Source organism: Cupriavidus sp. YR651 (assembly GCF_900101625.1).
Lineage (GTDB): Bacteria > Pseudomonadota > Gammaproteobacteria > Burkholderiales > Burkholderiaceae > Cupriavidus.
Window position 1 is genome coordinate 1 of the sequence record NZ_FMYZ01000003.1, and the last position, 11,970, is coordinate 11,970.

Annotated in this window: 10 protein-coding genes; 4 read left to right on the plus strand and 6 right to left on the minus strand. The window is 63.3% G+C overall.

Features of this window, described 5'->3' with window-relative positions:
* Nucleotides 1-3,429 (plus strand): GAF domain-containing sensor histidine kinase (locus BLR29_RS09680; RefSeq protein WP_143018431.1); only part of this gene is annotated, 3,429 nt, incomplete at its 5' end.
* Nucleotides 3,430-3,449: 20 nt separating this feature from the next.
* On the opposite strand, the gene BLR29_RS09685 is transcribed toward BLR29_RS09680, so the two are convergent.
* The 3 genes from BLR29_RS09685 to argH form a co-directional block, all read right to left on the minus strand.
* Nucleotides 3,450-3,845: a hypothetical protein gene (locus tag BLR29_RS09685; protein WP_255371168.1), complete on the minus strand. Its 396-nt coding sequence runs from the start codon at nt 3,843-3,845 to the stop codon at nt 3,450-3,452.
* Between the two features lie 201 nt (nt 3,846-4,046).
* The gene (locus tag BLR29_RS09690; RefSeq protein WP_092136742.1) at nt 4,047-5,009 is read right to left on the minus strand and encodes a Bug family tripartite tricarboxylate transporter substrate binding protein; all 963 of its coding nucleotides are present in this window, start codon (nt 5,007-5,009) and stop codon (nt 4,047-4,049) included.
* Between the two features lie 19 nt (nt 5,010-5,028).
* The gene (gene argH / locus BLR29_RS09695; protein ID WP_092136744.1) at nt 5,029-6,549 is read right to left on the minus strand and encodes an argininosuccinate lyase; all 1,521 of its coding nucleotides are present in this window, start codon (nt 6,547-6,549) and stop codon (nt 5,029-5,031) included.
* A 164-nt stretch (nt 6,550-6,713) separates the two neighbouring features.
* Between argH and BLR29_RS09700 the strand changes: the two genes are divergently transcribed.
* Nucleotides 6,714-7,604, plus strand: a complete 891-nt coding sequence (locus BLR29_RS09700) for a LysR substrate-binding domain-containing protein (protein ID WP_092136746.1) — start codon at nt 6,714-6,716, stop codon at nt 7,602-7,604.
* 33 nt (nt 7,605-7,637) lie between these two features.
* Here BLR29_RS09700 and BLR29_RS09705 read toward each other — a convergent pair whose 3' ends face one another.
* On the minus strand, nt 7,638-8,387 hold the full coding sequence (locus BLR29_RS09705) for an oxygen-binding di-iron domain-containing protein (protein ID WP_092136748.1): 750 nt from the start codon (nt 8,385-8,387) through the stop codon (nt 7,638-7,640).
* 224 nt (nt 8,388-8,611) lie between these two features.
* Here BLR29_RS09705 and BLR29_RS09710 point away from each other — a divergent pair, with 224 nt between their 5' ends.
* Both BLR29_RS09710 and BLR29_RS09715 read left to right on the plus strand, forming a co-directional pair.
* A complete protein-coding gene (locus BLR29_RS09710) occupies nt 8,612-9,052 on the plus strand; it encodes a helix-turn-helix transcriptional regulator (RefSeq protein WP_092136750.1) in 441 nt (146 codons plus the stop codon).
* Between the two features lie 75 nt (nt 9,053-9,127).
* Nucleotides 9,128-9,538: a VOC family protein gene (locus BLR29_RS09715; protein ID WP_092136752.1), complete on the plus strand. Its 411-nt coding sequence runs from the start codon at nt 9,128-9,130 to the stop codon at nt 9,536-9,538.
* A 51-nt stretch (nt 9,539-9,589) separates the two neighbouring features.
* Here BLR29_RS09715 and BLR29_RS09720 read toward each other — a convergent pair whose 3' ends face one another.
* Both BLR29_RS09720 and eno read right to left on the minus strand, forming a co-directional pair.
* Nucleotides 9,590-10,576: a Bug family tripartite tricarboxylate transporter substrate binding protein gene (locus BLR29_RS09720; protein ID WP_092136754.1), complete on the minus strand. Its 987-nt coding sequence runs from the start codon at nt 10,574-10,576 to the stop codon at nt 9,590-9,592.
* Nucleotides 10,577-10,674: 98 nt separating this feature from the next.
* Nucleotides 10,675-11,961: a phosphopyruvate hydratase gene (gene eno / locus BLR29_RS09725; RefSeq protein WP_092136756.1), complete on the minus strand. Its 1,287-nt coding sequence runs from the start codon at nt 11,959-11,961 to the stop codon at nt 10,675-10,677.
* Between the last annotated feature and the right edge of the window lie 9 nt (nt 11,962-11,970).

Below are 11,970 nucleotides of genomic sequence, written 5' to 3' on the forward strand. Positions count from 1 at the left end.
CGCACGCCTGCCGAGAAACGGGAGGAGGCGATCTTCGAGATCGTCAATCAGCTCAACCGCGGCGCGCCGCTGATCACGCAGCCAGCGGAGCGGGACCAACTCGCCGAGCTCAACCTGATGGCGGGAAAGCGTGCCAAGGGGTCCACCGCCTATGCCTCGGCACTCACCTATCTGAATATCGGCGTGGGGCTACTGGCGGAGGATAGCTGGGAGCGTCAGCACGAGATCATCTTCGCGCTGGAGCTGAACCGGGCCGAATGCGAATTCCTGACCGGCCAGTTATCGGTCGCGGACGAGCGATTGGCGGCACTGGCGAATCACGCCACGACAACGGTCGAACAGGCCATCGTCGCCTGCTTGCATATGGATGTCTGCCTGGTTCTCGATCAGAGCAGCCGCGCCATTCTGGTCGGCCTCGGTTGCCTCCGGCATTTCGGTATCGATTGGTCGCCGCATCCGAAAGACGAAGACGTACGACGCGAATACGAGCGCGTCTGGTCAACGCTCGGGGACCGGGCCATCGAAGATCTGATCGATATGCCGCTGATGGAGGACCCGGCGCCCCTGGCAACCGTCGATGTTCTGATGAAGCTCTGGACGCCGGCCTTATATACGGATGAGAACCTGGCTTCCCTGACCATCTGCAAGGCTGTCAGTCTGAGCCTTGAGCACGGCAACTGCGATGCTTCCTGTTTCGCGTATGTCATTCTCATCAGAATCGCGGGACCGCATTTCGGCGACTACACGGCGGGATTCCGATTCGGCCAGCTTGGCTACGACCTCGTCGAACGGCGCGGGCTGAAACGCCTCGAGGCGAGAACCTTTGTTTGCTTCGCGCTGTTTGTCGTGCCCTGGATGAAACACGTCGGGGCTTGCCGTGATCTGCAGCGCCGCGCTTTCGACGCGGCAAACCGCTGCGGCGATCTCCAGTACGCGGCCTACACGCGGAACGATCTGAATTCGAACCTGATTTTCTCCGGCGAGCCGCTCTCCGAGGCGCAGGACGAAGCCGAACACGGCCTCGCGTTCGCGGAGAAATCGCGGTTCGGCCTTGCCATCGACATCATCGCCACGCAAGTCGCGCTGATTCGGACGCTCCGGGGCCTCACGCCAAAATTCGGTTGCCTTGACGATGCGAAGTTTGACGAGCTTCGCATCGAGCGCCGTTTTGCGGAAAACCCGGAACTGGCGATTGCGGCATGCTGGTACTGGATCCGGAAACTGCAGGCGCGCTGTATCGCCGGCGACCACGCAGCGGCGATGGATGCCGCAGCGAACGCGAAAGCGCTGCTCTGGACCACAGCTTCGTTTTTCGAGGAAGCCGAATACCACTTCTATGGCGCGCTGTCCCACGCCGCCTGCTGTGATTCCGCATTGGCTGGCGAGCGACAGCAACACCTCGATGCGCTGGCCACGCATCACAGACAATTAGTGGTCTGGGCGGAGAATTGCCCGGAGAACTTCGAGAATCGCGCCGCGCTGGTGGGCGCGGAGGTCGCCCGGATCGAAGGCCGCGATCTGGATGCGATGCGCCTTTACCAACATGCCATCCGCACGGCACGCGCCAACGGCTTCTTGCACGTCGAGGCGCTTGCCAACGAACTCGCGGCGCAGTTCTACGCGGCGCGTGATTTCGACGTCATCGCCGAAACGTATTTGCGTAACGCGCGTTACTGCTACCTGCGCTGGCGTGCCGAGGGGAAGGTGCGGCAACTCGAGCAAATGCATCCGCACCTCAGGACGGAAGCGCCCGCACCCGGCCCAACGGGCACGATCGCCACGCCGGTCGAACACCTCGACCTCGCAACCGTGATCAAGGTGTCGCAGGCGGTCTCGGGCGGCATCGTCCTGGAAACGCTGATCGAGATGGTGATGCGTACGGCGGTTGAACAGGCCGGCGCCGAACGCGGTCTGCTGATTCTTCCGAACGGTGGCGACCAACGGATCATCGCGGAAGCGACGACTGGCGGCGAAGCCGTCGCCGTACATCTGTACGACGAGCCCGTGACTGCGGCGTTGCTGCCGGAGTCCGTCCTCTACTACGTCCTGCGGACCCGGGAGAGCGTCATCCTCGACGATGCTGCGGCCGATCCGGCGTTCGCCGCCGATCCTTACATTGGTCAGCGTGGTGCGCGTTCCATTCTCTGCCTGCCGCTGATGAATCAGGCGAAGCTCACCGGCGTGCTCTATCTCGAAAACAACCTCACTACCCGCGTGTTCACGCCAGATCGCATCGCCGTACTGCGGCTGGTGGCCTCGCAGGCCGCCATCGCGCTGGAAAATGCCCATCTGTACCACGAGCTTGTGAAGCGCGAAGCGAAGATCCGGCGCCTCGTCGACGCCAACATCATCGGGATCATCGTGTGGAATGTCGCGGGCGACATCATCGAGGCCAATGACGCATTTCTTCGCATGGTGGGCTACGCGCGCGACGATCTGGTCGCGAGTCGCATCCGCTGGCGGGATCTGACCCCGCCGGAATGGCGCGAGAGCGACGAACGAGCGCTGCGAGAGATCGAGGAAGCAGGGCGCACGCAGGTCTACGAGAAGGAGTTTTTCAAGAAGGACGGCAGCCGCGTGCCCATCATGGTCGGTGCGGCCACGTTCGAAGCCAGCCGGATGGAAGGTGTTGCATTCATGCTCGATCTGACAGAGCGCAGGCAGGCGGAGGAACTCGTCCGCGAGAGCGAGCGACGCTATCGCGAGGTGCAGACGGAGTTGGCCCACGCGAACCGCGTCGCCACGATGGGGCAGCTAGGGGCCTCGATTGCGCACGAAGTCAAAAGCCCGATCGCCGCGACGGTGACCAACGCCAAGGCTGCGCTGCGGTGGCTGAGCGCCCAGCCGCCTGACGTGGAGGAGGTTCGGCAGGCGCTCGGCCGTATCGTCAACGACGGCGATCGGGCGAGTGCCGTGATCGGCCGCATCCGCGAACTGGTCAAGAAAGCGCCGCCACGGAAAGAACCGTTCGACATCAACAAGGCCATCCGCGAGGTGATCGAACTCACCCGCGGCGAAGCATCGAAGCACGGCGCCTCGGTGCGGACGCATCTCGCAGACCCACTGCCGCTCATTCAAGGGGATCGGGTCCAGTTGCAGCAAGTCCTGCTCAACCTGCTCATCAACGCGATGGAGGCCATGAGCGGTGTCAGCGACGGCGTGCGGGAATTGCTGATCAGTACAGGAATAACGGACGCCGGCGGCGTGCTGGTGACGGTGAGCGATTCCGGGCCAGGCCTGGCACCGGCCAACGCCGAGCGCATTTTCGCGCCGTTCTACACCACCAAGTCCACCGGCCTGGGGATGGGGCTGTCCATCTGCCGCTCGATCATCGAAGCGCACGAGGGCCGCTTGTGGGCGAGCGCGAACGAGCCTCGCGGCGCGATCTTTCAATTCACGGTGCCCGCCCATCCGGCTGATTCATCGTGATACCACGCCATGTGGGCCATTCAGCGTGCCGTCTGCGGGCAATCCGCACCGCCAGCCGCGCCGGGTTGCCCCGCATTCCTGAACGTCACCACCAGCTTGCTGTCCTTGGCCATGGCGAGCGTGTTGCCATACGTGACGGTGGGCATGAACGCGATATCGGGTGCGACACCCACTGGCGACTCCTTGGTGCCATCCACACTGAGCGCGAGCTCGACGGTATAGGAATCGACACCCGTGCGCTGCCCTTGCGGCGTTTGCGCGAACTTCTGCTGGAACGCACACATGTCACTGACGATGGCGTCCAGCGCGCTTTGGATGGAGAGAGATTTTCCGGGTGGGATCGGCGCGGTATTGCAGGCGGTGAGCAGCACGGGCGCGAGACTCGCCAGAACCACGGAGCGCATGGGCATATTCATTGTCATCTCCTGCACGGCGCCTGCCGTACATTCGATTCACTCTAGCGCCGACGCATCCCACGCTCCATTGGCCCAAAGACCAATCCGGCGACATGACGGCGGCGTCGTGATTGTGATGCCAGCGGCTCATGCAACCGCCGCTCCGCTCCCGGCGCTCCCGAACTTGCTGCCTTCAGGAAATTGCCAGCGATCTCGGCACGATCATTCCAGTTGAATGTTGGCCTGCCTGATGACCTCGCTCCAACGCTTGCTGTCGTCGGCAATCAACTTGTCCATTTCCGACCCGGTGCCATAGAACGGTTGCGCGCCCTGGGCCGTCAACTGCCTGACCATCGCAGGGTCGATGGTGATGGACCTGACCGTATCCTGGAGCTTCTTGATCACCTGTGCGCTGGTGCCGGCCGGCGCCATCAGTGCTGACCAGGACTCCGTTTCCGCATCCTTGATGCCAAGTTCCCCAAAGGTCGGCACATCGGGGATCGCGGCATTCCGCTGCTTGCTGGCCACGCCGAGCAACCGGACGCGGCCTGACTTCACGAAGGGTTGCAAGGCGGGAAGATTCGCGAAAAGAATCTGTATCTGACCGCTCAGCAGATCGGACGTCGCGGGACCCGCGCCCTTGTACGGGACGTGCGTGAACTTGACGCCCGACCGGAGCATGAAGAGCTCGCCGATCATGTGATTGACGGACCCTTGCCCCGCGGAGCCCATATTGAGCTTTCCCGGATTGGCTTTCGCGTACTGGAGCAGCTCCGCCATGTTCTTTGCCGGCGTGTTGGCGGAGACGGCCAACACGTTTGGCACCGTGGCAAAGAGCGCAATGGGCGCAAAGTCCTTGGACGGTGAAAACGGCAGGTTCCTGGACAGCAGCGGGGCAATGACCTGATTGCCCATCGTCGCATACAGCAGCGTGTAGCCATCGGCGCGCGCCCTGGCGACGAATGCCGCGCCAATGGCTCCGCCTGCGCCGGGCTTGTTATCCACAATGACCGGTTGGCCCAGCACCTGGGACATGCGGGTCGCCAGCAGCCGCGCGGTCAGGTTGACGGTTCCGCCGGGTGCAAACGGCACGACGAGGTCGACCGGCTTGTCGGGATACCCTTGTGCGCTGACGCCAGAGCAGAACCCCAAGGCAGCCACGAGCACCGTAGTGAACTTGAACATGGTTATTTCCTTGCGAACGTCAACGGGCTTGCGGGTCGGACGAGACGAGCGCCTGGGTACGCCGCTCCAGCAACGCCGATGCCTCGCGAATCCTCCGGTCGGTCGCCTCGACGGCGTCAGCCCGGTGCTCAAGCGCGATCTTCTGTTCATCGAGTCGAGTCATCACGGCTTGCGGCGCGGGCGCGCCGTATGACTGGCGAGCCTCCACATTGCGGATCGGGTCCAGGCATTTTGCAACGTCCTCGCGGGAGAGCGCCACCGGTCGTCCGACTTGCTGTTCCGCGGCGGCATCGATCATCTCAGGCGTGATCGCGGCAGCCGGGAGGCCCTCGTCGAGCGCACGCCGCACGACAGCGCCGATGATGTGATGGGCGTCCCGGAACGAGAGGTCGGCCTTCCGGACCAGCAAGTCGGCCAGATCGGTCACCGTGGAGAAATCCCCTGCGGCCCGCGACGCCATGCGCTCGCGATCCGGTTGAACGTCCCGCACCAGCAGCGTCATCAGTTCGAGGCATTTCAGCGCTTCCTCACAGCTCTCCCAGCAGGTCCGCGTGCTTTCGCGACTGCTGTCGCCGGAATGCGTGAAGTGGGTGGACTTCACCGTCGTGAGCGCGGCGGAGGTCAGGCCGATCAGATGCGCGGTCTTGCCGCGCAGGTATTCCAGCACAACCGGGTTTTTCTTTTGCGGCATGATGCTGGACGTCCCGGCGATGCTGTCCGGAAAGTTCAGATATCCGAACTCGGGCGTCGACCAGATATAGAAGTCCTGCACCATCCGGCTGCACGTGATCATCATGATCGAGAGCGTCGTGCTTAGCTCCAGTGCAAAGTCGCGTGACGCGACGCTGTCCAGCGCGTTCCCGAGTGGCCGGCTGAAGCCCAGCAAGCTGCTGGTCAGGGTGCGATCGATGGGGAATGACGTCCCGGCCAGCGCGCACGCCCCGAGTGGGCAGCCGTCGACCGTTTCCAGTACATGCAGCAGCCGGTCGATGTCCCGCGACCACGCCTCGACCAATGCCGAGAAGTAGTACCCATACGTGATCGGCTGCGCCGCCTGCATATGGGTATATCCAGGCATCACACAGGTGGCGTATTCGGCCGCCTGGGCCAACGCCGCATCGCACAGCCCTAGCAGGGCCGCACTGATCCGTACGACAAAGCCGCGCGCACGCATCCGGTCATTTGTCGCGCCAATATCATTCCGGCTCCGTGCCGTGTGCAGGCGACCGCCGAGATTCTGGCCGACCAGCTTGATCAGGTGCGCTTCGTAATTGAAATAGGCGTCTTCTCGCGCCGCATCCAGCTCGACCACTTCGGGGCCTTCCCGCCGCATTTTCAGGAGGGCATTGGCAAGGGTCGAAGTCGTCTTCCTGTCGATGATGCCCTGCTGATCCAACATAATCAGATGAGCGAAATTAATCTGCGTCAGCACCTCGAAATTCTTGGTGAAGAATTCCCGTGTGGTGCGCGGCTGGAAAATGTACTGGATGACTTCCCTTGCAGGAGGTTGCTTGAGCCGGCGGCTAACTTTGGATTCCATTATCAAAACCTGTCGAAGAAAAACATGAATTGAGTTTGGATTCCGGCAACCCATACGTCAAATCAGCACCTCGCAGCTTCTTATACAATCCTGATATGGGTCGCGTGGTGATGCGGCGCGCACGGCACGGCGTGCCACAATCCGTTCCTTTTTGGAGCCGCTGGATGAACTTCAAGCAGATCGAGGCGTTTCGCGCCGTGATGATGTCGCGCTCCATGACAACGGCCGCAGGCCTTCTGCATACCTCGCAACCCAATATCAGCCGCTGGATCGCCCTGCTGGAGCACAAGGTTGGCTTTCAGTTGTTCCAGCGTAGTGGGACCAAGCTCATCCCGACTGCGGAGGCGGAAGCGTTTTATGCCGAAGTCGAGCGGGCATTCATCGGGCTGGAATCGCTCGATGAAAGCGCGAATTCCATCCGGCAGCGGGGCACTGGCTTACTCCGGATCGGCGCAGTCGGCTCGATTGCCGAGAGCGTATTACCCGATGCAATCCGGGTATTCAGGGAGACCTTTCCCGATATTCCGGTGCTCGTCAATATGGGCAGGTCGGACGTCGTTGCAAAATGGACAGCGACCGGGTTTTGCGATATTGGTTTTTGCTCCGTGCGTACCGAATTACCCAGCCTGGATTATGAAGAGATCAACCTGGCGCGCGGGGTTTGCATCGTCTCCACATCACATCGCCTGGCGACGAGGACGGTTCTGGAACCTGCGGATTTCGAGGCGGAGCACTTTATTTCGTTGCCGATGGAAAGCTCGAACCGGCGCGAGATCGACAGCCACTTTCCGGCGGGGTCCCGAGTGCTTGCCATCGAAACGCCGTACGCCACGACCATTTGCAAGATGGTGAGCAAGGGGCTCGGGGTGTCGATCGTTAGCCCGATCGTGAGCCGTGCGCTCAGGCTCTCCGACGTGCGCGAAGTACCGTTTTCGGGCGACGTGCTGTTCCGAAGCTACGCGGTGACGTCCGACCACTTTCCCCTGAACGTCCTGGCAAGCCGCATGGCGGCATGCGTGCGCAACACCTTTGACGCCTTCAATGCGCAATCCTGACGTCGCCTTCGCCATCCGCTCCCGGGCGATCCTTCAGCGTGGAGCCGGGTCGCGTTCGACGCTGTCGGCGAGCGCGCGCAGCAAGGCCGCGCCATCGCCGCGCCACGCGCTGCCGTGCATGCAGGCGAGCGTTGTCGGTTGCAACGCAGCAAGGCGTTCCAGCATGGTGCGGGCGCTTTTGGTGTGTGAGAAGTAGTCCAACTCGCGGCGGAACGCCTCGCTTGGTTCGAGGATGTCGCTCTCGGTCAGCGGGGGGTGATGCGAGCCGCTCTGGGTAAACAAGTCGCCGCAGAGCAGCGTTGCCGAGGTGGTCTCCATGAGGAATCCGCATTCCCATGCGTGCGGCAGATGCGGGGTATAGAGCCAGCGCACGCTGTGCTGCCCGAGCGAGATCGTCTCGCCGTCATCCAGCGCGCGTGGTGGCCGGTCGGCATAGTCACCCACCGAGACCATGGCCGCGATCTGGCCGCACAGTGGCTCCGCACGCGGCGCAGCCGCGAGAAACTCATTGAGTGCGCCGCATTCGTCGGCCTCGAAATGCGAGAAACCGACATAGCGCAAACGATCGATCGGCATGACCCGCTCGACCGCTTCCCTGACGACCGGAAACAGCTTGCGCAGGCCGGTATGAAATAGCAGCGGCTCGTCGTCGTCGATCAGGTACTGGTTGAAAGAGAATCCGCCACCCCCAGGAATCTCGACCGGCGTGGAGATGCGATAGATGCGGTCCGCAATCTCGTCGATTGTTGTACCGCTCGAAAGGGAAAGAGACAGGGTCGCCATGGTGCGCTCCTTCTTTCTTGGGGAACCGACTGGGGCAACTGCCGTGGTCCGTGCCCGGCCGGATCGGCGGTGCACGTCCGGCGATTGTCGGCCATCCGGATACCGCTGTCCATCGACCCCTTCCGGCCCGAAAATGCCCCGTGGCCTGCCGATCCCTCCGTCCCCCAGCCGGCGCCCACCGGCGCCGGGTTGAACGTGCCCGCCGGGCATGGCAGGATACCCCGATGCCCGCCGCCGCCCCCGACACCGTTCTCCGTGATCTCGCCCGCCTGCGCCGCGTCCGCGACCGCATCGACCGCGACTACGCCCAGCCGCTGGACGTCGAGGCGCTCGCCCAGGGCATCCATATGTCGGCGGGCCACCTCAGCCGGCAGTTCCGGCTGGCGTACGGCGAGTCCGTCTATTCGTACCTGATGACGCGGCGCATCGAGCGCGCGATGGCGCTGCTGCGCCGCGGCGATCTGAGCGTTACCGAGGTCTGTTTCGAGGTCGGGTGCTCGTCGCTGGGCACCTTCAGTACGCGGTTCACCGAGCTTGTCGGCGTTTCGCCCAGCGTTTACCGACGCGATTGCGCGCGCGAGGCCGAGGGCATCCCGTCCTGCGTCGCGAAGCAGGTGACACGACCGATCAGGAATCGAGAAGCGCCCGAAAAGGAGCCCACGTAGACTGCCTTCCATGGTTCCGGACCAACGCGGCGACGGCCGCGGCCACCGCTTCCCTATCCACCACGGAGACTGATCTTGGACATCACCATTCACTCGACCTTCCTTCCCCACACCGATCCGGACGTCTCGCTGGCGTTCTACCGGGACGCGCTCGACTTCGAGGTCCGCAAGGACGTCGCCTTTGGCGATAACCGCTGGATCACCATCGGCCCGAAGGGCAAGCCCGAAACCTCCATCGTCCTGTACCCGCCCAACGCCACGCCCGGCGTCACCGACGAGGAAAAGCGCACCATCGCCGAGATGATGGCCAAGGGCACCTTCGCGATGCTGCTGCTTGGCGCGAAGGACCTGGACGCCGCCTTCCAGCGCCTGCAGGAACGGGATGCCGAGATCGTCCAGGAGCCGACCGACCAGCCCTACGGCGTGCGCGACTTCGGCGTACGCGATCCGGCCGGCAACATGATCCGAGTCCAGCAACTGAAATGAGATTGGATGGGCCGGCGCCCGCGCGCCGGCATTCGCAGGCCCGCCGTCGGCCTACTCGATCGCCACCTTGCCCTCCTTGACCAGCTTCGCGAATTTCGCGGTTTCCGTGTCGATGCGCTTTGCAAACTCATCGGACGTGCTTGCCATAGGCTCGGCACCCGCGGCGAGCATGCGTTGGCGGAAATCCGGAGAGTTGACGATCTTCACGATCTCGGCGCTGAGTCTGGTGACGATGGGTTTCGGCGTGGCTGCCGGGGCGAGCACGCCAAACCACGTTCCGATATCGAAGCCCTTGAGCCCTGCCTCCTCGAGTGTCGGCACGTCGGGCAACACGCTGGAACGCTTTGCAGTGGTGACCGCGAGTGGCCGAAGCTTGCCGGCCTTGATATGAGGAAGCACCGTCGTCAGCGTATCGAACGACATCGTGACCTGGCCGCCAAGCAGATCCGTTGTCAGCGGGCCGCTACCCTTGTATGGGACGTGCAGCAGCGGCGCGCCGGTGGCCGCCTGGAACTGCGTGCCGATCAGGTGTTGCGCGGTTCCATTGCCGTTCGAGCCATAGGCGAACTCCGTCGGCGCCGTCTTTGCGAGCGATACCAGTTCCGCGACCGTCTTGGCCGGCGTCTTCGCGGGGTTGATCACCAGCACATTCGGCACCATCGCCACGGTAGCGACCGGCGCGAGGTCCTTCTGGAAGTTGTAGGGCAGCTTCTTGTAGACGCTCGTCGCGATGGTGTGGTGTACCGCACCCATCAGCAGCGTGTAGCCGTCCGGCTTTGCCTTGCTGACGTAGTCCGCGCCGACCGTGGCGCCGGCGCCGGGCCGGTTCTCCACAATGACAGGCTGGCCAAGCTGCTTTGACAACTGGTCGCCGATGGCCCGTGCCAGGACATCCGTGGTGCCACCGGATGGAAAAGGCACCACAAGGCTGATCGGTCGCGTGGGCCAGTCTTGCGCACTGCACAGGGCCGACGCGCCGAGGCCGAGCGCCAGAAGCGATACACGGATGAACTGCTGCACTGCATGGGAAGTACGCATGGCTTGTCTCCTGTCGTCAATAAGTGTTCGATCTCTGCTGGATCTTCGATGCATGAATTCCCGCCGCCCAGCGTGGCGAGGCGGCAAGGCGGGTGTTGCTAGGCCGGGACCGCCAAGGCATCGCGGCCCGCGAACGTCGCTGCGCAACCGAGTTCCGCCTCGATGAAAAGCAGCCGGTTGTACTTGGCCACGCGATCCGAACGGGAGAGGGAGCCGGTCTTGATCTGCGTGGCGGCCGTGCATACGCTCAGGTCGGCAATGGTGGTGTCTTCGGTCTCTCCGGAACGGTGGGAGATCACGGACGCGTACCCCGCCGTCTCGGCCAGTTCGATGGCGTTCAGTGTTTCGGTGAGCGTGCCGATCTGATTGGGCTTGATCAGGATCGCGTTGGCGGCGCCCCGGTCGATGCCTTCCTGCAGGATCGCCGTATTGGTGACGAACAGGTCATCGCCGACGAGCTGCACCTGCGCGCCCAGCCGCTGCGTCAACAGCTTCCAGCCGAGCCAGTCGCCTTCCGCCATGCCGTCCTCGATGGTCACGATGGGATACTGCTTCACCCATTTGACGAGCAGGTTGACGAAGTCGCCCGCGTCGTAAGCCCTGCCTTCCGACTTCAGTTCGTAGAAGCCATCGCGATAGAACTCGGAGCTCGCCACGTCGAGCCCCAGCGCGATATCCCGTCCCGCCTTGAAACCCGCCGCCTCGATGGCGATCATGATGATTTCCAGCGCCTGCTCGTTCGATTTCAGGTCGGGCGCGAATCCTCCCTCGTCGCCCACTGCGGTGGACATCCCGCGTTTTTTCAGCACAGCGCGCAGCGTGTGGAAGACCTCTGCGCCCCAGCGGAGCGACTCGGAGAAGGAGGGCGCTCCCACCGGCAGGATCATGAACTCCTGCATGTCGACGTTGTTGTCGGCGTGCGCCCCGCCGTTGATGATGTTCATCATCGGCAACGGCAGGCGCGTGCCCCTGTCCCGCCCGCCGATGGCGCGATACAGCGGCAGGCCGGCCGATGTGGCGGCGGCCCTGGCGTTGGCCAGTGACACGGCCAGCAGCGCATTGGCGCCAAGGCGCGACTTCTCCGCCGTGCCATCGAGGCGGATCATGCAGTGGTCGATGTCGGCCTGATTTCCGGCTGCCATGCCCTGCAAGGTGCGGGCGATGTCGACGTTGATGTGCTCGACGGCCTTGCGTACGCCTTTGCCGAAGTAGCGTTGACGATCGCCGTCGCGCAGTTCCAGCGCTTCGCGTATTCCCGTCGACGCGCCAGAGGGCGCTGCCGCAAAGCCTTGCGCGCCGTCGGAGAGCACGACCTGGGCGGCGACGGTGGGATTGCCGCGGGAATCGAGAATCTCGTAGCCGCGAATGTTCTGGATGAAGGGCATGTCGCTTCC